Below are 21,385 nucleotides of genomic sequence, written 5' to 3' on the forward strand. Positions count from 1 at the left end.
TTCCCCCTCCTGACCAGCGCATCATCCGTATGTGTGAGCGGGCCCTACCACGCGGGGCGTACGTGGGTCATGGTGGACGCATGCGCCGTGCGATCATTCCCGCAGCAGCAGCTCTCTTCGTCTCGCTCGTGCCCGCGCCCGCCGCGCTGGCGCGGCCCCCCGTGAAGGTTCCCGTCGCCGAAGGGTACGGCGGCGCGGTGGCCACCGTCGACCTCGACGCCAGCAAGGCCGCCATCTCCGTGCTCAGGAGGGGCGGCAACGCCATGGACGCGGCGGTCGCGGCCGGCGCGGTGCTGGGCGTCACGGAGCCGTACTCGGCCGGCCTGGCCGGCGGCGGCTTCATGGTCTACTACGACGCCAGGCAGCGCAAGGTGTTCACGATCGACGGCCGCGAGACCGCCCCGCGGGCCATGACCTCGACCTCGCTGGAGGGCATCCCGTTCGACGAGGGCGTCACCAGCGGCCTGTCGGCGGGCGTGCCCGGCACGGTCGCCACCTGGGACGTGGCCCTGCGCAGGTTCGGCACGATGTCGCTGGGGCAGGCGCTCCAGCCGGCGATCGAGGTGGCCTCGAAGGGCTTCGTCGTGGACCAGACGTTCTACGACCAGACCGCCGCCAACGCCGCCCGCTTCAAGGACATCTCTTCGACGGCCAGGCTGTACCTCCCGAACGGCGCCCCGCCGCCGGTCGGTTCGATCTTCAGGAACCCGGAGCTCGCCGACACCTACCGGGAGCTGGGCAGGCGCGGCCCCGGCTGGCTGTACGGCGGTCAGCTCGGCAAGGAGATCGTGGCCACCGTCAAGAACCCGCCGGTCACCCCGGGCAGCACCCGCAACGTCCGGCCGGGCCTGATGGAGCTGTCCGACCTGCGGGCCTACCGGGCCCTCCTGCGCGAGCCCACCAAGATCTCCTACAACGGCATGGACGTGTACGGCATGGCCCCGCCCTCCTCGGGCGGCTCCACCGTCGGCGAGGCGCTGAACATCCTGGAGGCGCTGCCGCGGGTCGGCCTGCACGAGTACCTGGAGGCGTCCAGGCTGGCCTTCGCCGACCGCGGCAAGTACGTCGGCGACATCCCGGGCGTGCCGCTCGAGGAGCTGCTGTCCGACGGCTTCGCCAAGGAGCGCGCCTGCCTGGTCGGCGACACGGCCCTGACGTCCCCGGTCGCGCCGGGCAGCCCCGACGGCTCGTACGAGCCGTGCGCCGAGCCGACCGGCACCGCCACCCCGGTCGCCCAGGAGGGCCCCGAGACCACGCACCTGGTCGTGGCCGACCGCTGGGGCAACGTGATCGCCTACAACCTGACGATCGAGTCCACCGGCGGCAACGGCATCGTGGTGCCGGGCCGTGGCGTGCTGCTCAACAACGAGCTGACCGACTTCACCTTCGGCCCGGCCCCCGGCGACCCGAACCTGCCGGGCCCCGGCAAGCGGCCGCGCTCGTCGATGGCGCCGACGCTGGTGTTCGACGGCGGCCGGCCGGTGCTGGCGGCGGGCTCGCCGGGCGGCTCGACGATCATCACGACCGTGCTGCAGATCCTGGTCAACCGCTACGAGTTCGGCATGAGCCTGCCGGAGGCGCTGGCCGCGCCGCGCGCCACCCAGCGCAACACCGCGCAGACGCAGGCCGAGCAGGCCTTCCTCGACAAGTATCGGGCCGAGCTGGAGGCCAAGGGCCACAGCTTCGTCCTGAACCCGGAGATCGGGGCCGCCACGGCACTGGAGTTCCTGGGCAGGAGCCGGATCCAGGCCGTGGCCGAGCCGACCCGCCGGGGCGGCGGCAGCGCGATGGTGGTCTCGCCCGGTAGATGACTAGTAGATGAGCTCGTAGGCGCCGGGTCTCACCTTCCGCGTACGCGCCCAGTACTCGAAGGTGAAGCCCGGCCAGATCGTCCGGTTCACCCCCTGCTCGTCCAGGTACCAGGAGCGACAGCCGCCCGCGTTCCAGACCAGGGGGTCGAGCCGGGCGCGCAGCCGGTCGTTGAACGCGCGCTGGGCCCGCGGCCGCACGTCCACGGCCCTGGCCTGGGTGCGGGAGAGCAGGCGCAGGCACTCGATGACGTAGCGGACCTGCGACTCGATCATGAACACGACCGAGGTGTGGCCGAGCCCGGTGTTGGGGCCGAGCAGGAAGAACAGGTTGGGGAAGCCCGAGGTGGCGATGCCGTAGTACGCCTCGATGCCGTCGCGCCAGGCGTCCTGGAGCTTCAGCCCGTTCCTGCCGACGATGTGGCGGGCGGCGAGCGCGTCGGTCACCTTGAAGCCGGTGCCGTAGACGATGGCGTCGGCCTCGTGCTCCTGGCCGGCCACCAGCGAGTGCTCGCGGATCTCGGTGATCGGGTCGGTGACGAGGGTGACGTTCGGCCTGGTCAGGGCCGGATAGTAGTCGCTGGAGACGATGATGCGCTTGCAGCCGATGAGGTAGTCGGGGGTCAGCGCGCGGCGCAGCTCCGGGTCGGGCACCTGGGCGCGCAGGTGGCGGAGCGCGAGCCGCTCGTGGGCCTTCATCAGGCGGGGGTGCACGGCGAAGCCGAGCGCTCTGGTCTCCAGGGCCCAGTAGATGCCGGCGCGCAGGGCCCTGGCCGCGCCGGGCAGGCGCAGGAGGCGGCGGGCGGCGGGGGAGAAGGCGAAGTCCGGCTTGGGGTGCAGCCAGGGGGCGGTGCGCTGGAAGACGGTGACGTGGCGGGCGGTGCGGGCGAGCTGGGGGACGAACTGGACGGCGGAGGCGCCGGTGCCGATGACGGCGACGCGCTTGCCGGTCAGGTCGGCCGCGTGGTCCCACTCGGCGGAGTGGAAGGCGGGGCCGGCGAAGGTCTCGCGCCCCACAATTTCAGGAAATTTCGGGATGTGGAGGGCGCCGATCGCGGAGATCACGGCGTTCGGGCGCAGGGTGTCGCCGTCCTCGGTGGTGACCGTCCAGGAGCGGGTGGCGTCGTCGTACTCCATGGAGACGACGTTCTTGCCGTACCGGATGTGCGGGGTCACGCCGTACTTGGCGGCGCAGCGCCGCAGGTACTCGTGGATCTCCTCCTGCGGCGAGAACATCCGCGACCAGCCGGGGTTCAGCTCGAACGAGTACGAGTACATGTGCGACGGCACGTCGCACGCGCAGCCGGGATAGGTGTTGTCGCGCCAGGTGCCGCCCAGCTCGGCGGCCTTCTCCAGGATGACGAAGTCGTGGTGACCGGCCTGTTTGAGCTTGATGGCCATGCAGATCCCGGCGAAACCGGACCCGATGATCACGATCCCTGGCTCACCCACTGGCTCCTCCCGCGGCCGCGCTTATTGGACTCTGTGTCCAATGTAGCCAGCGCGCCCCTCACGGTCCAGATGCCCTGGGGAACGACGAAAACCCGCCACGGCGCCCGCGGCGGGTGAAGCTGTCGGCTGTCTTACCTGAGCAGCAGGAGGTGTCTTACCTGAGCAGCAGGAAGGCGGCGACGCCGATGATCACGATGGCGGCGACGACCGCGATGATGGGCACGAGGGGCGACTTCTTCGGCTTGGCCGCGGACTCCTGCTCGCGCGCGTTCGCGAACGCGCGGAAAGCCTGCGTGTTGCCCGCCGGGTCGATGTGCTGGTCAGACATGGGCAGCAGCCTAGCGTGCCCGCCTGCGATGTTTGCCTCTTTTGGTGGGATACGTAGTGATGGGCTGATTAGGGGACCACCCCACCTGCCGGATAGCTTGGAAGCATGCTCAGGACCCTGCTCTCGCCGCGCCTCGTGGGGCTGCACCTGCTCACGATCGGGGTCCTGGTCGCGTTCATCCTGCTCGGGCGCTGGCAGCTCGGCGTCTTCCAAGATTCGGGAAAGCCGCGTGTCGCCACCGACCCCGAGCCCGTCGCGGTCGCCACGCTCGCCAAGGCCGGCGCCCAGCTCGACGGCGAGCTCGTCGGCCGCAGGGTCACGGCCGAAGGCGTCTACGAGGCCGACCGCCAGCTCCTGGTGGCCGACCGGCGGGCCGACGTCGACGCCCCCGGCGGCAACGTCTCCCGCGACGACGGCTACTGGGTGCTGACGCCCATCAGGCTCGACGACGGCACGCTCATGCCGGTCGTCCGCGGCTGGGTGGCCAAGGCCGACGACCCCGGTGTGGCGGCCGTGCCGCAGGGCCGGGTCACGGTGTCCGGGCGGCTGCGGCCCCAGCAGGGCACCGACAGCGTGCAGCGGCGCGCGGAGGGGCTGCCCGCCGGCCAGGTGCAGACGGTCTCCACGGGCGAGCTGGTCAACCTGTGGAGCGGGCAGCAGGTCCGCACCGGCTTCGTCGTCGCGCAGCCCGCCTCGGGCTCGCTGACGCCGGTCAAGGTGGCTCCGCCGGTGGTCGGCGGCACGCTGACGTGGCGTAACCTGGCTTACGCCGCCAACTGGTGGATCTTCGCTGGATTCGCCGTCTTCATGTGGTTCCACTTCGTCCGCGACGCCGTGCGCGGCGACCGGGACCACGGCAAGTCGTCCCCTGAGATGGTTCTGGAAGGTTAACGGTGGAATCGGCTCTCAAGCCCTTCCGGGTGCTCGCGTACGTGGTCGGATGCATGCTGCTCGTCTTGTGCGTGGGCATGGTCCTGCGGTACGGCTTCGGCGAGGACGCCATGTCGAAGATCGTCGCCCCCATTCACGGCGGGCTCTACATGATCTACCTGATCACCGTGATGAACCTGGGCATGAAGGCGCGCTGGTCGTGGCCGTACATGGCGGGGGTCATGCTCGGCGGCACGGTGCCGTTCCTGTCCTTCTACGTCGAGCGAAGGGTGACCCAGCGCGTGCAGAACGCGCTGGCGGCGGCGGAGGCCTGAGACCCCCGCCGCCAGAGGCGGGCACGAGAGCGGTCAGCGGCCGATGCCGCGCCTGCGGGCCCTCTTGAGCCGCTCGCGCTGCGACGGGTCGAGCATCATGTAGCCGACCACCGGGGCCGCGATCACGCCGAGGACGACCAGCAGCGTGACCCAGCCGGGCAGGATCATCCACGAGAGCAGGACCGCGATGCCCGCGCCGATCGCGTATTTCTGAATGGGCGACATCCTCAACATCCTCCGAACGCGGAGCGCGCGCCCCGCCTCTCCCACATTCTGCGTCGCCTGTCCAACGTGTGAACCCGCCACAAGGTTCCATGTCGCGATGTATCGCAATCGTTGTGCGATCGGTCAGGCCGCGCCCCGGTGCTCGGTCACGCCAGACCGGCGGCGATCGTCAGCAGCTCCCGGCGCAGCTCGTCCATCGTGGGCCGCCCCGCCGGGTCGCCCGACAGCAGCCGCGCCAGCACCGGAGCCAGCGCCCCCGCCCTGGTCAGCGGCGCCCCCGGCGCGGGCGGCACCCCCTCGACGGCCAGGAAGAGCGTGGCGCCGAGCGACCACAGGTCGGCCGCCGGCGTCGCCGCGCCCTCCGGCGCCGTGTACGCCGGGAGCGTTCCCGGCCTCGGCAGCGGCGCCAGCCAGGCCCGCCCCGCGTCGTCGATCAGCACGTTCCCCGGCTGCACCCCGCCATGGAAGGCGCCGGAGGTCGCCAGGCGGTCGAGCACGGCCAGCCCGATCGCGGCCACCCGCTGCGGCGGCAGCGGGCCCGCCGCCGCCACCACCGCGTCCAGCGGCCGGTCCACGGCCAGCCGGTCGAGCGTCTCGCGCACCACCTCCAGCGGTGGCGGCCCCGAGGGATGCAGCATCGCCCGTACCAGCGACCTGAACGGGTCGGCGCCCGGCGCCGGCACCTGGCCGGGCGGCCGGCCCTCCACCGCGAAGTGCAGCGTCGCGGCCAGCGACCACAGGTCGGCCGAGGGCAGCGTGCTCAGGCTGGGGAACCCGAACCCGGCCAGCACCGCCCGCCCCGTCGCGGTGAGCAGCACGTTGCCCGGATCGACCCGGCCGTGCACGATGCCCGCCGCGTGCGCCGCGCTCAGCGCCGACAACACGCAGACCCCGACCCTGGCGGCCTGCGGCACCGGCAGCGGGCGGCGCGAGCGCACGGCCTGCTCCAGCGACATCCCGGAGACGAACTCCATCACCAGCCACGGCGCGCCGTTCTCGATCAGCACGTCGAGCACCCGCACCACCGACGGATGCCGCAGCCCCGTCGCCCTGCGCGCCTCGAACATCGCGGCGTCGCGCAGCTCCGGCGGCACCCGCAGCTCCCTGACCGCCACGTCACGGTGCTCCGCCTCGTCGAACGCCAGCCGCACCGAGCCGGCGCCCAGCGGGTTCAGCAGCCGGTAGCGGTCGTTCAGCTTCCTGGCCTCGCCCCCGGGCCCCGCCCACGACGTCATCATGCGGAGCCGCCCGCCAGCCAGCTCTCGTGGGCCGCGTACACCTTGCGCCAGAGCCGGTCCTTCTCCCCGGCGCTCACGTCGTCGAGCGGCAGCAGGAAGACGTCCGCCAGCGCCGCGTAGTAGTCGCGCGCCGTGCCCAGCGTCACCGAGTGCGCGCCCCTGCCCAGGCGGGTCAGCGCCAGCCCGCGCAGGGTGTCCACCCCGTACGCGTCGCGCCGCTGCACCGTCGCCACCCGCACGAACCCCGACTCCGGCGACGTGGTCAGCTCCACGTGCTTGTCCGCGAACGCCGACATCTCGACCGCGCCCATGCCGAAGTCCATGCCCGCGAACGAACCGGCCGGATCGTGGTCGAGCCGCCACCCGCCGGGCGCCACCTCCGACGGCCGCAGCACGTACGTGAAGGGCCCCTGCCGGTACGTGCCCGCCACCAGCGGCAGCGGCTCGTGCAGCGCGTCACCGAGCCCCAGGTCCACCAGCCACTCGCCGCCCGGATTGGCGTCGGAGGGCAGGCCGCGCACGGTCAGCACCAGATGGTTGCCGGACACGCCCGGCTCGTTGCCGCGCCCCTGCACGCCGCCGACATGCCGGGTCACGTCGTAGCCGAGCGCCCGCGCCAGCTGCGAGAACGCGCCGTTGAGGTGGTAGCAGTAGCCGCCGCGGCCCCCGATGATGCGCTCGGCGGACTCGACGGGATCGACGGTCGTGGTGCGGCCCAGCCAGATCTCCAGCGCCTCGTACGAGACCCTCTCGACGTGCGCCATGTGCAGCACGCGCAGCGTCTCGGCACTGGCAGGGGCGGTGAGCAGGCCGGGCAGGCCGAGGCGGCGGAGGTAAGCGGCGGTGTCCACCCGCCAAGTCTGCACGGTTTGTGCACGGATTTGGGAGTGTCGTCTGCACAGCGCGCTCTTAGGCTTTCGTACGTGGCAGAGCAGCGACGCATCCTCGTGGTCGAGGACGACGTGACGATCGCGCTGGCCGTACGCAACCGCCTGGCGGCCGAAGGCTTCGACGTCAGGGTGGCCGGCGACGGGCAGGACGCACTCGTCCAGTACGGCAACGCGGAACCGGACCTGGTGATCCTCGACCGGCTGTTGCCGGGCCTCGACGGCCTGGAGGTCTGCCGCAGGATGCAGGCGGCCAGGCCGGTGCCGGTGCTCATGCTGACCGCGCTCGGCGACGAGACGGACGTCCTCGTCGGGCTCGGCGTCGGGGCCGACGACTACCTCGCCAAGCCGTTCAGCATGCGGGAGCTGGTCGCCAGGATCCACGCGCTGCTGCGCCGGGTGGAGCGGGCGGCCCAGCTCGCCGCCGAGGACACCGTGATCAGGGTCGGCGAGGTCGAGATCGACACCGCCGCCCGCCGCGTGTTCGTGCGCGGGGCCGAGGCGCAGCTCACCAGGACCGAGTTCGACCTGCTGCGCCGCCTGGCCGAGCGGCCCGGGCAGGTCTTCGAGCGCGACCGGCTGCTGTCGGACGTGTGGGGCTTCTCCGAGGCGGCCGCCACCAGGACCGTGGACAGCCACGTCCGGGCGCTGCGCCGCAAGCTGGGCTCCGACGTCGTCCGCACCGTGCACGGCGTCGGGTACGCCCTGGTGCGCCGGTGAACCCGCTCGACTTCCTCGGCCGCATCAAGGTCAAGCTCGGCATCGTGATCGTGCTGGCCGTCGGCACCGCCTTCGTGGTGAACGAGGTCGGCATCAACTCCGGCTTCTCCCGCGAGGTCCGCATCGCGGTCGCCGTCGTCCTGGCGCTGATCATGGTGCAGGTGCTGGCCATGGGCATGACCAAGCCGCTGCGCCAGATGGCCCGCGCCGCCCAGACCATCGCCAAGGGCAGCTACACGCTGCGCGTCTCCGCCACCTCCAGGGACGAGGTGGGCGAGCTGGCCAGGGCGTTCAACGCGATGGCGGCCGACCTGCGCGAGGTGGACCGGCAGCGGCGCGAGCTCGTCGCGAACGTCAGCCACGAGCTGCGCACCCCCATCACCGGGCTGCGCGCCGTGCTGGAGAACGTCGTGGACGGGGTCTCGGCCGCCGACCCGGTCACCATGCGCACCGCACTCGCCCAGACCGAGCGGCTCGGCCGGCTCGTCGCCCAGCTCCTCGACCTGTCGCGGCTCGACTCCGGCGCCCGCCTCATCGAGGCCGAGGCCGTCGAGCTGGCGCCGCTCATCGAGCAGGCGGTGCGCGAGGCGTCGCTGGCGCGCGAGGACGTCCTGATCAGGCCGTCGGTCCCGGACGATCTGGTGGTGCGCGCCGACCCCGACCTGCTGGCCCAGGTCCTGGCCAACCTCCTCGACAACGCCGTACGCCACAGCCCGCCCTCCGGGGTGGTCACCGTGAGCGGCTCGGCGTGGGGCGCCGGGGTCCGCCTCGCCGTCGCCGACCAGGGGCCGGGCATCCCCGCCTCGGCGCGGGCACGGGTCTTCGAGCGCTTCTCCCGCCTGGACGCGGGACGCGCCGCCGACGCCGGGGGCGCCGGGCTGGGGCTGGCCATCGTGAAAGAGATCGTCGAATTGCACGGGGGATCCATCAGGATCGACGACTGCGCCGGGTGCCGGATGGTCGTCGAGCTACCAGGGAGGACGACGATGGCAGACGTGTCGCTGCCGGCGGGGGAAGAGGAACGGCCGGAACCTTCGGACGAGGCGGTCGCCCCGCCGGAAGCCGCGTCCGGGCCGGCGGCCGGGGTCATGGCGGCCCTCGGCACAGCCGCCGGCGCCGCCTCGGCGGCGGGCACCACTCCGGCCGGCACTTCATCGGTGGCGGGCACCACTGCGGCCGGCACCGCCTCGGGCGGGGGCGGGGCGCAGGCGGGCGGTGCGGCGGCAGGGGAGCCTGCCGGGGTGGCGAGCGGCCCTGCGGCCGGCGGCGCCCTGGGGCCGGCGCCACGTCGGGAGTCGCGGCGGCGGGCGACCGCCCGGCGAGCGCGGCGGCGGTCGCGACGGCCCCTGGCGCCGGCACGGGCGGCAGTGCCGGTGGGCCGGCCGTCGTCACGTGGGGCGGCGTTCCGATCGGCGGCCCCGCGCCGGGCGGGCCGGGGGCGGGCGGCCTCACGGCAGGCGGTCCGGCGGCGGGCGGCCTCACGCCCGGCGGTCCGGCAGCGGGCGGTCCGGGGACGGGCGGCCTCACGCCGGGCGGTCCGGGGGCGGGCGGTCCGGGAGCCGGTGGGTACGGGCCGCTCGAGCCGTCGAGCCCCGTCGGCAGCCTGGCCAGGGTGTTCGGCGGTGCCGTCATCGGGCTCATGGTGGGCTTCCTCGTGGGCATGTTCGGCGCCGTCTTCGTCAGCGTGACCGTGGGCGACGGGATGGCGCTGATCACGCTCGTCGGCTGCACCGCTTTCCTGGGAGCGGTGGGCGCGGCCATGGGCGCCGGTTCGGGGCGCAGGGCGGCGGCAGCGGCGTACCAGGCGACGGTGCCGTACCGGAGCCAGGCGGGCCCGGTCCCGCCGTACGTGCCGCCCCCGCTGTTCCCCAGGCCGGAGCTGCCCGACCCGCCCCGCTGGCTGCTGCCGGCCGCCGCGGGGGCGGGCGTGTTCGCGGCGGTGGCGCTGCCCGAGGCGCAGGTGGGGCTCGGGATCGTGCTGGTCGCGATGGTGCTGGGCGCGGCGGCGCTGCCGGCGGTGCTGCGCCGGATGACGCCGTGGACGGTGGCGTTCGCGGTGACGGCGTACTGGCTGATCTCCATGGCGGCGGTGCGCGACGCCGACTGGCTGGTGGGGATCCTGCTCGTGGCGGGGGCCGGGCTGGGTGCGCTGGCCGTCTCCGGCGCGGGCACCGGCTGGCTGGGCGTGGTCAGGGGCGGCGCGTCCGTGCTGCTCGCGCTCGGCCCCGTGCCGTGGTTCCTGGCGCAGCCGCTCAAGCGGCTGACGGCCAGGCGGCGGGTGCTGCCGATGGTGTCCGCGCTGGGCATCACGGTGGTGCTGCTGGTGGTGTTCGGGTTGCTGTTCTCGTCGGCGGACGCGGTGTTCGCCTCGTACGTGGAGCGGCTGACCACCACCCCCGACTGGGCCGAGTCGATTCCCGGGCGGATCGTCCTGTTCGTGCTGTTCGCGGTGCTGCTGGCCGCGGTCGTGCTGGTCGCGCTGCGGCCCGTCGCGGACCCGGTGGGCCCTGACACGAAGTTCAGGGTGAGCAGGAGCGTCTGGCTGGTGCCGCTGACGGCGGTGAACCTGCTGTTCGCGTCGTTCGTGGCGGTGCAGGTCACGGCCCTGTTCGGCGGCAACACGCTGGTGCTGCGGACGGCGGGCCTGACCTACGCCGAGTACGCCAGGCAGGGCTTCTTCCAGCTCGTGGTGGTCAGCGTGTTCGTGCTGGCCATCGTGGCGGTGGCGGCCGGGCTGCTCAAGGTGGAGCGGGGCGAGCGGTGGGTGCTGGCCGGGCTGCTGGGCGTGCTGTGCGCGCTGACCATGGTCGTGCTGGCCTCCGCCCTGCACCGGATGAACCTCTACACCGACGCCTACGGCCTGTCCCGGCTGCGGCTGTCGGTGCAGGCCACGGTGTGGTGGCTGGGCGCGTTGTTCGCGCTGGTGCTGCTGGCGGGCGCGGCGCGGCTCACCGGCCGCGGCTCCGGCTGGCTGCCTCGGACGATCGTGCTGGTCACCGGGCTCAGCCTGGGCGCGTTCGCGATCGTCAACCCCGATCTGCGCGTCGCGCAGACGCAGGTCGAGGTGCGCGGCCCGGCGAAGATGGACTCCGACTACCTCGGCGACCTGGGCGCGGAGGCGGTGCCGGCGCTCGACCGGCTGCCCGAGCCGCAGCGCAGCTGCGTGCTCGCGGCCGTGGTCGAGGCGAACGGGCTGGACCGGCCCGACCCGTGGAACGGCTGGAACCTGGCCCGGTCGCAGGCCCGCGACCTGCTGGCCGAGCGGCCGGTGCGGAAGGTGTCGGGGTGTCCCGACCTGCGGGCCTCTGTCGAGGACTAGCTCCCCTGGTTAAATCCAGATGTGACCTTCGACATAGTGATCAGCGGTGGGCGGGTGCTCGACGGCACGGGCGCCCCGCCGTACCGGGCGGACGTGGGCATCGCGGGCGACCGGATCGCGGCGGTCGGCCGGCTCGGCGACGCCCCGGCGGGGACGGTGATCGACGCGGCGGGCAGGCTCGTCGCGCCGGGCTTCGTCGACTGCCACGCGCACGGTGACGCGGCCGTGTTCGACCCGGACGTGCAGCGGGCGGCGCTGCGGCAGGGGGTCACGACGTTCGTGCTGGGGCAGGACGGGCTGTCGTTCGCGCCCGGCTCGGCGGCGACCGTCGCCTACGCCTCGCGGTACTTCGCGGCCGTCAACGGCACGTCGGTGGAGGGGCCGCTGACGGTCGCCGAGCTGCTCGCGGGCTACGACCGGGCGGTGGCGCTGAACACGGCGTACCTGCTGCCCCACGGCACGATCCGCTACGACGTCATGGGCCCCTCGCCCGACCGGGCGGGGCCCGATGACCTGGCGGGGATGTTGCGGCACGTCGAGCGCGGGCTGTCCGAGGGCACGGTGGGCCTGTCCACGGGGCTGGAGTACCTGCCGGGCCGGTACGCCGACGCCGAGGAGCTGGCCGCCCTGTGCCGGCCGCTCGGCGGGCTGCCGTACGTCACCCACATGCGGGCCTACGGCGAGCGGGCCGGCGTCGGGATGGCCGAGGTGGTGGAGATCGCCGGGCGCTCGGGCGCGGCCGTGCACGTCTCGCACCTGCACGGGCCCGCCGACGTGCTGCTGCCGCTGGTCGAGGAGGCCCTGGGCAAGGGCGTGGACCTCACCTTCGACACCTACCCCTACCTGCGGGGGAACACGATCCTGGCGATGGTCGCGCTGCCGCCGTCGGTGCCGGGCGCCGACACGGACGCCGCGCTGGAGATGATCGGGTCGGACGCGCTGGACGACTGGTGGCCCACTCAGGAGGCCCTGTGGCCCCGGCTGACCGTCTCGCACGCGCCCGGCCTGGAGTGGGCCGAGGGCCTGACCCTGGTGGCCGCGGCCGAGCGGGCGCGGGTGGCGCCGGCCGCGCTCTGCCGCCGCCTCCTCATCGAGACGCGGCTGGAGGCCGGGGTCGTCATCGCCCGCCCGGACGAGGGGCCGCGGGGTGACGAGTCCGTGCGCCGGATGCTGCGCCACCCCTCGCAGACGGGCGGCTCCGACGGCATCTACGTGGGCGGCCATCCGCATCCGCGCGGTTTCGGGGCGTTCGCCCGCTTCCTCGGCCGGCACGTCAGGGAGCTGGGCGACTGGACGTGGGAGCAGGCGGCGGTGCACCTGGCCGCGCATCCGGCGCGGCGCTTCGGGCTGGTGGACCGGGGGCTGCTGCGGCGCGGGTTCGCCGCCGACGTGGTGGTGTTCGACCCGGCCACGGTGGGCGACCTGGCCACGTACGCGGCGCCGCGCACGCTCGCCGAAGGGGTCGGTGACGTGGTCGTCTCCGGCGTGCGCGTGCTGGCCGGCGGCGAGCTCACCGGGGCCACGCCGGGGCGCGCGCTGCGGCCTTCGTGAGCGATAGGGTCGGACGCGGACTAAAGGGGGTGTTGTGCCGGCGATTCTCGGCCAATCGGTCTTCGACGGCGGGCTCGAATTTCCCGCCATGGTGGTGCACCGCGACGCGCTGGAGCACAACGTCTCGACGATGGCGGCCTTCGCCCGCGACCACGGCATGGAGTTGGCGCCGCACGCCAAGACGCACATGTCCCCCGAGATCGCCAGGATGCAGCTGGAGGCCGGCGCGTGGGGGCTGACGGTCGCCACGCCCCGCCAGGCGGCCACGGTCCGCGCGTTCGGCGTCGGCCGGATCATGGTGGCCAACCAGGTCGTCGATCCCGCCGGGCTCACCTGGGCCGCCCACGAGCTGGAGCGCGACCCGTCGTTCGAGTTCCTGAGCTTCGCCGACTCCCGGGCCGGGCTCGACATCCTGGCCGCGCACGCCGGCTCCCGGCCGTTCAGGGTGCTGGTGGAGCTGGGGCACGAGGGCGGGCGGGCCGGCTGCAGGACGATCGACGAGCTGCTGGAGCTGGCCTCCCACGCGCAGTCCACGCCCGGCGTCGAGCTGGCCGGGGTGGCCGGCTACGAAGGGGCGCTGCGCTCGGGCGACGAGGTCAGGAAATATCTGGCCGCGTTGCAGGAAGCCGTCGAATACCTCCGCGTCAAGAACCCCATCCTCACCGTCGGCGGCAGCCAGTGGTTCGACGTGATCGGCCGCGAGCTGGTCGCCACGCAGGCGCGCATCCTGCTGCGCAGCGGCGCCTACGTCACCCACGACGACGGCTACTACCGCGAGCGCACGCCGTTCAACCGCATCGAGGGCGAGCTGCGCCCCGCCCTGGAGGTGTGGGCGCACGTGCTGTCGGTGCCCGAGCCGGGGCTGGCGGTCGTGGGCATGGGCAAGCGCGACGCGCCGTACGACGAGGGGCTGCCGATCCCGCGCCGCGGCGGCGTCACGATCACGAAGATGCAGGATCAGCACACCGTGGTCCGCGCCACCGGGCTCAAGCCCGGTGACCTGCTGGCCTTCGGCATCTCCCATCCCTGCACGGCGTTCGACAAGTGGCGGATCCTGCCGCTGGTGGACCGGGACTACCGTGTCGTTGGCACGATAAGCACGCATTTCTAGGGAGATTCAGTGAAAAAGGAGCTCCGGACCACGGAGGGCGCCGCCCCCATCGGCGCCTACTCACAAGGGCTCGTCGTCGGCGACTTCGTCTACACCTCCGGCGCCGGCCCCCTCGACCCCCAGACCGGCGAGGTCGTCGGCGACGACGTGGCCGCCCAGACGCACCAGACCATGCGCAACCTCGGCGCCATCCTGGCCGCCCACGGCCTCGGCTACGACGACGTCGTCAAGGCCACCGTCCACCTGCAGCACCTCAAGCGCGACTTCGCCGCGTTCAACGAGGTGTACAAGTCGTACTTCAACCAGCCGTACCCCGTGCGGACCACGGTCGGGTCCGACCTGATGGACATCCTGGTGGAGATCGACTTCGTCGCGCACAAGAGCGCCTGAGGTGCGGCCGTGGACAGTTCGGTGTACGTCTTCGTCGAGGACCTGCGCGGCGAGGGCGTCGAGCGGGTGCTCGACAGGATCAGCGGGTACGGCGTCGCCGGCGTCACCGTCGGCGCCGTGCACCACGCCTCCCGCGACGTCACCCCGCACGGGCTGTCCCGGCTGACGCTGCGCCACGACGGGGCGCACTTCACCCCGCCGCCCGACCTGTTCGACGGCCTCCGCCTGACCCCCGTGCCCGGCTACACCGACGCCTTCGACGGCCTGCGCGACGCGTGCGCCAAACGGTCGATGAAGCTGCACGGCTGGACGGTCTTCCTGCGCAACGCCACGATCGGCACCGCGCACCCCGACGTCACCGTACGCGACTGCTTCGGCGACCGCGGCTCGCTCACCGACCTGTGCCCCGCCCACCCCGACGTGCGCGACTACGCCGTCGCGCTGGCCAGGGCGGTGGCCAGGCTCGGCGTCGACAGCGTGGTGGCCGAGTCGCTGCACTTCCGGCCGCTCAAGCCGCAGCGCTCGTTCGTGCCGCTCGGGCCGATGGACGCCTACCTGTTCGCCCTCTGCTTCTGCGACTACTGCATGCGTCGGGCCACCGACCTGGGCGTCAACGCCGAGGTGGCGCGCGAGGAGTGCGCCCGCATCGTCGGCGGCGTCTTCGACGGCGACCCGCCCGCCCAGGGCGAGGTCACCCGCGCGGCGCTCACCGCGTACGCCGGGCCCGACGTCGTCGCCTACGCCCGCGCCCGCTCCGAGACCGTCACCACGCTGGTGTCGGAGGTGGCCTCGGCGGTCGCCGGCGAAGGGTCCAAGCTCGTCTTCATCGACCCCACGGGCGCCGTCAAGGGCTACACCGACGGCCTGCCCACCCCCGGCCTGGCCGCGCACGACGCCTGGCAGCTCGGGGTCGACCTGGTGGCGCTCGGCGACCTCGTGCCCGCGTTCGGCGTGCTCGCGTACGCGCGCGACGCCGCCCGGGTGGCCGACGACGTGGGCGCCTACCTGCGCTCGGTGGGCAAGGACCGCGAGGTGCGCGCGGTGCTGCGGCCCGGCTACCCCGACAGCGACTCCACCGACCGGCTGGTGGCCAAGGCCAGGGGGGCGAAGGCGGCGGGGGCGTCGGCGGTCGACTTCTACGCGTACGGGCTGGTGCCGCACCCGGTGCTCGACCGCATCCCGGCGGCCCTGTCGCTCTAGTGCTGCGGTGCTCCTTCTCGCGGCCGGTCAGATGCCGTCGAGGAGGGCCGACACCGCTTCGGTGGCGAAGTCGTCGCCCGGTCGCAGGCCGCGGAAGACCGCCCGCATCCACACGGCCCCGGCCAGCAGGTCGACGATCAGCATCGGGTCGGCCGACTCCTTCAGCTCGCCCCTGCCCACCGCGCGCTCGAAGATCCGGCGTTCCCTGGCGAACCGGTCGGCGAAGAAGCGCCGCGCGTCCAGCTCGGGATGGCGGACGGCGGCGCCCAGCGCGGCCACCGCGATGTCGCTGCCGGGCGGCTCGGTCAGCAGCCGCCGGACGCCCTCGACCAGCGCCACGAGATCGCCGCGCAGGCTCCCCGTGTCGGGGGCGTCGAACGCGAGCACGTCGGACTCGACCAGGGCCGCCCCCAGCAGCGCCGCCTTCGACGGCCACCACCGGTAGATCGTCGTCTTGTTGACGCCCGCGCGCTCGGCGACCCCCTCGACGGTCAGCCCGTCGTAGCCCTTCTCGGCGACCAGCCGCAACGTCGCATCGAAGATCTCCTGCTGCTTCCTCGGCGCCATGCGCCTCATTCTCTCCCGGTGAACGCCGTGAGCACGCCGAGCCCGAGGTAGACGACGCCGCTGACGTACCGCAGGCTCCTGGCGGCCCGGTCGAGGCGGCGGCCCAGGGCGCCGGCGGTGAGCGCGTACGCGACGTCGGAGATCAGCCCCAGGAGCATCAGCGTGAGGCCGAACACCACCACCTGCAGCGCGGGCGAGCCCGACTCCGGGTGCACGAACTGCGGCAGGAGCGCCAGGAAGAACAGCAGGGTCTTGGGGTTGAACACGTTGACCAGCACGCCTTCGAGGAACACCTTGCGCAGCGGCTGCGGCTCCGGGCGCCCCGCCTGCGCCTGCTTGCTGGTGAACGCCCGGATCGCCAGGTACACGAGGTAGGCGACGCCGGCCCACTTGATGACCGAGTACAGCGTCGCGGAGCGCGCGATCACGAACGACAGGCCTGCGGCGGCGGCCGCGATGTGCACGAGCGTGCCGAGCTCGATGCCCAGGGCGCTGACCAGGCCCGCGGACCGGCCCTGGGCGAGACCCCGGGCGGTGATGTAGAGGTGGTTCGGCCCGGGGATGAGGACGAGGACGACCGAGGTTGTCAGGAAGAGGGTAAAAGTCGCGGGAGATATCACGAAAGAGCAGCGTAGGATGGTCTTGGTATGTCGAAGAGGGCCAATCCCGGGCCGGTTTCCCGGACCAATGCGTTGTCAGCGGGCTCTGGCATAGTTTCTGGCGTGAACGGTCTTCTTGTCGGGCGCTCCGCGGAGCTGGCCGGCCTCGTGCGGGTGCTCGCCGCCGCCGGCAACGGCATGGCGGGGGTGGCGCTCGTCGGTGGTGACGCCGGCATCGGCAAGACCCGGCTGATCAGCGAGCTGGCCGCCGAGGCCCGCGAGCGCGGGTTCAACGTGCTGGTCGGGCAGTGTGCCGAGCTGGGCGACGCGCTGCCGTACCTGCCGCTGGCCGACGCCCTGCGCGGCGCCGAGCCGGCCGTGCGCGAGGCCGCCGCCGCCCACCCCATGCTGGGCCAGCTCCTGCCGGGCACCGAGAGCGCGCCCTCGACCGGGCTCACGCAGCAGCGGCTGTTCGGCTCGCTGCTGGGGCTGCTCGCCGACGTGCAGCCGGTGCTGTTCGTGATCGAGGACCTGCACTGGGCCGACCGCTCCACCCGCGACCTGCTCGTCTTCCTCAGCCGCATGGTGCAGAGCGAGCGCGTCTGCGTCGTCGGCACCTACCGCACCGACGACCTGCACCGCCGCCATCCGCTGCGGTCGGTGCTGGCGGAGCTGAAGCGCCTGCCGACCGTGATGAGCCTGGAGCTGGGGCCGCTCGGCTCCGGCGAGATGTCCGACTATGTCGCGACTTTGGGGGACGTCGACGCCCAGGGGCTCGGCCTCATCGTCTCCCGCGCCGACGGTAACCCGTTCTACGCCGAAGAGCTGTTCGCGGCCATGGCCGAGGGCGACACCCTGCCCGACGGGCTGGCCAGCCTGCTGATGTCGCGGGTCGAGGTGCTGTCGGAGGCCGGGCAGCGGGTGCTGCGGGCCGCCGCCGTGGCCGGCCGCCGCGTCGAGGACGAGCTGCTGCGCGAGGTGTCCGGGCTGCCGCTGGCCGAGTTCGAGGAGGCGGTCAGGGAGATCGTCTCGCGCGGGCTGCTCAAGGTGCAGGGCCACGGCTACACCTTCCGCCACGCCCTGCTCCAGGAGGCCGTCTACACCGACCTGCTGCCCGGCGAGCGCACCCGGCTGCACGCCGCGTTCGCCCGCCTGCTCACCTCCCCGGCCGAGCTGGCCCACCACTACCTCGCCGGCCACGACCTGGCCGGCGCGCTCGCCGCCTCCGCCGAGGCGGGCCGGGCCGCCGAGCGCGTCGGCGCGCCCGCCGAGGCCCACAGCCACTACGACCGCGCGCTCAGCCTGTGGGAGCGCGTCGACGACGCCGAGCGCCTGGCCGGCGAGAGCCGCGTGCAGCTGGCCTTCCGCAGCGCCGTCATGGCCGCCGACAGCGGCGACAAGCACCGGGCCGTCACCCAGCTCCGGGTGCTGCCACAGACGTCCGAGGTCAGCGAGCGGCTGGCCTACTACCTGGTCGAGATGGACGCCGACGAGAGCGCCGTCGGCGCGGCCGAGCGGGCCGTCGAGAGCGCCGAGGAGCCCGCCGCGCTCGCCCGCGCGCTGGCCACCCTCGCCCGCACGCTCCTGTGGTCCCCGCGCAGCCAGGAGGTCGAGGGCCTGTGCGCCAGGGCGCTCGAGACCGCCCGCGCGGCCGGCGCCAAAGACGCCGAGGTCGGCGCGATGCTCACGCTCGCCACGTTCGTCGAGCTGCGCGGCGACCTCACCAGGGCGCACGAGCTGGTCGACGCCGCCATGGCGCAGCCCACCGGCGACCTCGCGATGGACCTGCGGGCCCGCTTCCACCACGCCCGCATCCACTACGAGCAGGGGCTGCTCGACCACGCCGCCGAGGTCGCCGACGACGGCATCCGCATGGCGTCCGAGACCGGGCTCAAATGGAGCACCTACGGCACCGACCTGCGGTTCCTGCGCTTCCTCATCCACTACGCGGCCGGCGAATGGGACCAGGCCGAGACCATGGCGGCCGGCTTCGGCGCGCGGGTCGGCACGGTGCCCGAGGCCATCCTGTCGTCGTTCGCCCTGTTCGTCGAGGTCGCCCGCGGGCTGCCCGTCGTCGAGGGGCGGCTGAGCTGGCTGCGGCCGTTCTGGTCCGACCCGCTCGTCTCCTACATCTCGCGCGGGCTGGCCGCCGAGCACGCCCTGTGGCACGGCGACCCGGTCACCGCCCTCGACCACGTCCGCGCCGTCATGACCAAGCAGATGGACGGCGAGTCCGGCAACGTCCGCATGGCGGCCATCGCGCTCTGGGCCCTCGCCGAGCTGGGCACCACCGAGGGCGCCGACGACTGGCTCGCCCACGCCCGCCTCGCCGTCGAGTCCGGCCCCACCGGGCAGGGCGGCCACCTCGGCCCCGAAGGGCTCGCCTGGGCGCTGCGCGTCGAGGCCGAATGGCACCGCGTGCACGGGCGGCTCGACGTCGAGCTGTGGCGGCGCGCCGTCGAAGCGTTCGACATCGGGTTCGTGTACGAGACGGCGCGGGCCCGCTGGCGCCTGGCCGAGGCGCTGCTCGCCGCCGGCGACCGGGAGGCGGCGCAGGCGGAGTGGGAGCTGGCCAGGGAGACGGCGGGCAAGCTGCGCGCCGCGCCCCTGGAGAACGCCCTGCTCGACTTCGGCCGCCGCGCCCGCTTCGCCTCGGGGGGCGGGGCCGGCTCGCACGGCGACGGCGGGCTCACGGCGCGGGAGGTCGAGGTGTTGCGGCTGGTGGCCGAAGGGCTGACCAACCGGGAGATCGCGGAGCGGCTGTTCATCGCGCAGAAGACGGTGAGCGTGCACGTGTCCAACATCCTGGGCAAGCTCGACGTCTCCACCCGCACCCAGGCCGCCGCGGCCGCCCGCCGCATCGGCCTCCTGAGTTGACCACCGCCCGGGCGCCTCGCCCGGAGGCCAAGGTCCCGTCCCCGGCCGCCGTTCCGTCGTGCGGGGCCGCCTTGTGACGGGACCGCGCCCTTTGGAGCGCGTAGCGGAGTGCCCGGCCGCAGCCCTTACGGCCGTGCGCGCTCGGCTGTGGCGCGGCGGCACTCTCGGATGCGTGTGCTGAGGTGCGGTGGGGCGGCGGCACTCTCGGATGCGTGTGCTGAGGTGCGTGGGGCGGCGCTCCGCAAGGAGCGCGGTGGGCGCCTTGCTCGCGGTGCGTGGCGAAGCGCCCGGCGGCGGGCTCGGCGAGGCCGCCGCGCAGGGGCGGGTCAGGGTTGGGTGAGGGTGACGGCGTCGATGGCCTTCAGGGCGCCGAGTTCGTCGGCCGTCATCCAGACGGCGCTGATGCGTCCGTCCGTGAGCGTCATGACGTCGATGACCCGCAGGTCCAGGAAGCGGCCCGTGGGTTTCAGCAACCCCGCCGAGGTGGCCATCGGGCCGACGTGCTTGCCGCGGGACCGGGCGACGAGCACGAGCTTGTCCGGCGTCTGGAAGACCTCCAGCAGCTCCTGCTGGACGTCCTCGAACATCGCCTGGACGGCCCTGGCCCTGGACACCAGCTCTGTGGCGGGCATCGGGGAGCCGTTGATCAGGACCGGATCGGTGTAGTACGCGCGGAAGGCCGCGGCCGCCGCCTCGTCGTCGGGAGGCAGGGGGTGGGTCCACAGCCGCAGCAGGGCTTCGACGTCGATGGCCATGCCGCCAGTGTGCGCCGCGGACCGCCCCGAGGCGAGACCCAGCCGGGAGCGGGCCCGGCCCGGATCTCACCCCGGGGCGGGAGCGCGTCCGGTGAGGACCGCACCCCGGGGCGGGACCTCAGCCGGAAGCGCCGCCGGCCAGGATCGAGGACACGTCGAACTTCTGCTTCAGGTAGCCGAACTCCAGCATGAGGTCCGCCACCCGCTGCACCCGCGCGGGGTCCACGGTGGTGGTGAAGCCGCCGAGCTTCATGGTGGAGGCCGTCGCCTGGTCGATCTTGGTGTACTTCTGGAGCGCGGCGGTGACCTGGGTGGAGTCGGAGCGGGCCAGCTCGGTCGCCTTGCGCAGGGCGCGCTGGAAGGCGGCGACGGTCTTCGGGTTCTGCTGGGCGAAGGCGTCCGTGACGAGGTAGCCGGCGATGGGGAAGTCGGTCAGCGTGCCGGAGAAGATGTCGCTGAGCGTGACGGCGCCGAGCGTCTTGGCCGCCGCCTGGTGGAACGGCTCGGGCAGCAGGGCGACGTCCACCTGCCCGCTGTCCAGCGCCCCGGCCATCTCGGGGAACGGCCGCTCGACGAACTTGACGTCCTCCGGCCGCAGCCCGGCGGTCTTGAGCAGGGCGGAGACGGAGAGGGTGGAGATGTTGTTGAGGGTGTTCACGCCGACGGTGTGGCCCTTCATGTCGGCGATCTCGGTGATCGGCGAGCCCTTCTTCGTCATGAGCAGGAAGTTGCCGGGCTGCGCGGTGTAGGCGGCGCCGACGATCTTGATCTTGACGGTGCCGCTGGCCGAGGCGAGCAGGGCGGAGACGTAGTTGCTGTGCAGGATGTCGAGCTTGCCGGAGACCAGGTCGGGCATCGCCGCCGCCCCGCCCGAGATCAACTCGGTCTGGACTTTGAGCCCTTCGGCGGTGAAATAGCCCTTGTCGATGGCGATCTGAATGGGCGCCACCTCCGGGAGCGGCAACATCCCGATCCTGATTTCGGTCTTTTCCGGGCCATTGGCCGGCGGGGCCGAATTTCCTCCTCCACCGCAGGCGGTCAACAGGAGTGCCGCGACGCAGAGGGCGGACAAACGCCGGAAACCTAACATGAACGCTCCTCGGTGGGTAAACGCGTCCGATAAGGCCGATCTGCGAGCCTAACTCCGCCGTAC

The 21,385-nt window shown here is 73.2% G+C and carries 20 protein-coding genes; 11 read left to right on the plus strand and 9 right to left on the minus strand.

Going from position 1 to position 21,385, the window contains the following annotated elements:
* The first annotated feature begins 80 nt into the window (after nt 1-80).
* The gene (locus tag KIS93_RS40155; RefSeq protein ID WP_080042750.1) at nt 81-1,811 is read left to right on the plus strand and encodes a gamma-glutamyltransferase family protein; all 1,731 of its coding nucleotides are present in this window, start codon (nt 81-83) and stop codon (nt 1,809-1,811) included.
* Here KIS93_RS40155 and KIS93_RS40160 read toward each other — a convergent pair whose 3' ends face one another.
* Together KIS93_RS40160 and KIS93_RS40165 are read right to left on the minus strand one after the other, a co-directional pair.
* Nucleotides 1,812-3,260, minus strand: a complete 1,449-nt coding sequence (locus KIS93_RS40160) for a flavin-containing monooxygenase (RefSeq protein ID WP_080042749.1) — start codon at nt 3,258-3,260, stop codon at nt 1,812-1,814.
* A gap of 154 nt (nt 3,261-3,414) precedes the next feature.
* Complete coding sequence (locus tag KIS93_RS40165; RefSeq protein ID WP_168008194.1) at nt 3,415-3,588, minus strand: hypothetical protein; 174 nt, start codon at nt 3,586-3,588, stop codon at nt 3,415-3,417.
* Nucleotides 3,589-3,693: 105 nt separating this feature from the next.
* Here KIS93_RS40165 and KIS93_RS40170 point away from each other — a divergent pair, with 105 nt between their 5' ends.
* Nucleotides 3,694-4,479, plus strand: coding sequence for an SURF1 family protein (locus KIS93_RS40170; RefSeq protein WP_186404668.1), 786 nt, complete (start codon nt 3,694-3,696; stop codon nt 4,477-4,479).
* A gap of 2 nt (nt 4,480-4,481) precedes the next feature.
* On the plus strand, nt 4,482-4,793 hold the full coding sequence (locus KIS93_RS40175; RefSeq protein ID WP_080042748.1) for a DUF3817 domain-containing protein: 312 nt from the start codon (nt 4,482-4,484) through the stop codon (nt 4,791-4,793).
* Nucleotides 4,794-4,826: 33 nt separating this feature from the next.
* On the opposite strand, the gene KIS93_RS40180 is transcribed toward KIS93_RS40175, so the two are convergent.
* The 3 genes from KIS93_RS40180 to KIS93_RS40190 form a co-directional block, all read right to left on the minus strand.
* Nucleotides 4,827-5,018: a hypothetical protein gene (locus KIS93_RS40180; RefSeq protein WP_080042747.1), complete on the minus strand. Its 192-nt coding sequence runs from the start codon at nt 5,016-5,018 to the stop codon at nt 4,827-4,829.
* Nucleotides 5,019-5,164: 146 nt separating this feature from the next.
* The gene (locus KIS93_RS67770; RefSeq protein ID WP_080042746.1) at nt 5,165-6,256 is read right to left on the minus strand and encodes a protein kinase domain-containing protein; all 1,092 of its coding nucleotides are present in this window, start codon (nt 6,254-6,256) and stop codon (nt 5,165-5,167) included.
* Nucleotides 6,253-7,107 carry an arylamine N-acetyltransferase family protein gene (locus tag KIS93_RS40190; RefSeq protein ID WP_080042745.1) on the minus strand — a complete coding sequence of 285 codons (855 nt, stop codon included), beginning with the start codon at nt 7,105-7,107 and terminating at the stop codon, nt 6,253-6,255. The genes KIS93_RS67770 and KIS93_RS40190 overlap by 4 nt, the downstream gene beginning before the upstream one ends.
* A 72-nt stretch (nt 7,108-7,179) precedes the next feature.
* Here KIS93_RS40190 and KIS93_RS40195 point away from each other — a divergent pair, with 72 nt between their 5' ends.
* From KIS93_RS40195 to KIS93_RS40225, 7 genes are read left to right on the plus strand one after another with little or no spacing between them, the layout of a single operon-like run.
* Nucleotides 7,180-7,863 (plus strand): response regulator transcription factor, encoded by a 684-nt coding sequence (locus tag KIS93_RS40195; protein ID WP_168008205.1) that lies wholly within the window; start codon nt 7,180-7,182, stop codon nt 7,861-7,863.
* Nucleotides 7,860-9,551: a sensor histidine kinase gene (locus tag KIS93_RS40200; RefSeq protein WP_186404669.1), complete on the plus strand. Its 1,692-nt coding sequence runs from the start codon at nt 7,860-7,862 to the stop codon at nt 9,549-9,551. Before KIS93_RS40195 ends, KIS93_RS40200 begins: the two co-directional genes overlap by 4 nt.
* The gene (locus tag KIS93_RS40205; RefSeq protein ID WP_222107729.1) at nt 9,476-11,182 is read left to right on the plus strand and encodes a DUF4153 domain-containing protein; all 1,707 of its coding nucleotides are present in this window, start codon (nt 9,476-9,478) and stop codon (nt 11,180-11,182) included. Before KIS93_RS40200 ends, KIS93_RS40205 begins: the two co-directional genes overlap by 76 nt.
* Before the next feature lie 21 nt (nt 11,183-11,203).
* On the plus strand, nt 11,204-12,733 hold the full coding sequence (locus tag KIS93_RS40210) for an N-acyl-D-amino-acid deacylase family protein (protein WP_080042742.1): 1,530 nt from the start codon (nt 11,204-11,206) through the stop codon (nt 12,731-12,733).
* 34 nt (nt 12,734-12,767) lie between these two features.
* Nucleotides 12,768-13,844 carry an alanine racemase gene (locus KIS93_RS40215; RefSeq protein ID WP_230465571.1) on the plus strand — a complete coding sequence of 359 codons (1,077 nt, stop codon included), beginning with the start codon at nt 12,768-12,770 and terminating at the stop codon, nt 13,842-13,844.
* Between the two features lie 9 nt (nt 13,845-13,853).
* Nucleotides 13,854-14,234 carry a RidA family protein gene (locus tag KIS93_RS40220; protein ID WP_080042741.1) on the plus strand — a complete coding sequence of 127 codons (381 nt, stop codon included), beginning with the start codon at nt 13,854-13,856 and terminating at the stop codon, nt 14,232-14,234.
* A 9-nt stretch (nt 14,235-14,243) separates the two neighbouring features.
* Nucleotides 14,244-15,434: a hypothetical protein gene (locus KIS93_RS40225; protein ID WP_080042740.1), complete on the plus strand. Its 1,191-nt coding sequence runs from the start codon at nt 14,244-14,246 to the stop codon at nt 15,432-15,434.
* Between the two features lie 27 nt (nt 15,435-15,461).
* On the opposite strand, the gene KIS93_RS40230 is transcribed toward KIS93_RS40225, so the two are convergent.
* Nucleotides 15,462-16,001, minus strand: coding sequence for a TetR/AcrR family transcriptional regulator (locus KIS93_RS40230; protein ID WP_080042739.1), 540 nt, complete (start codon nt 15,999-16,001; stop codon nt 15,462-15,464).
* Between the two features lie 5 nt (nt 16,002-16,006).
* A complete protein-coding gene (locus tag KIS93_RS40235; protein WP_080042738.1) occupies nt 16,007-16,621 on the minus strand; it encodes a LysE family translocator in 615 nt (204 codons plus the stop codon).
* A 102-nt stretch (nt 16,622-16,723) separates the two neighbouring features.
* On the opposite strand from KIS93_RS40235, the gene KIS93_RS67775 reads away from it, so the two are divergent.
* The gene (locus KIS93_RS67775) at nt 16,724-19,477 is read left to right on the plus strand and encodes a helix-turn-helix transcriptional regulator (RefSeq protein WP_281261988.1); all 2,754 of its coding nucleotides are present in this window, start codon (nt 16,724-16,726) and stop codon (nt 19,475-19,477) included.
* 326 nt (nt 19,478-19,803) lie between these two features.
* Here KIS93_RS67775 and KIS93_RS40245 read toward each other — a convergent pair whose 3' ends face one another.
* Nucleotides 19,804-20,232 carry an ester cyclase gene (locus KIS93_RS40245; RefSeq protein ID WP_080042736.1) on the minus strand — a complete coding sequence of 143 codons (429 nt, stop codon included), beginning with the start codon at nt 20,230-20,232 and terminating at the stop codon, nt 19,804-19,806.
* A gap of 118 nt (nt 20,233-20,350) precedes the next feature.
* The gene (locus KIS93_RS40250) at nt 20,351-21,322 is read right to left on the minus strand and encodes an ABC transporter substrate-binding protein (RefSeq protein ID WP_080042735.1); all 972 of its coding nucleotides are present in this window, start codon (nt 21,320-21,322) and stop codon (nt 20,351-20,353) included.
* Nucleotides 21,323-21,385 lie beyond the last annotated feature (63 nt).

Origin of the sequence: [Actinomadura] parvosata subsp. kistnae (genome assembly GCF_900323885.1) — a bacterium.
GTDB classification, from domain to species: Bacteria; Actinomycetota; Actinomycetes; order Streptosporangiales; family Streptosporangiaceae; genus Nonomuraea; species Nonomuraea composti.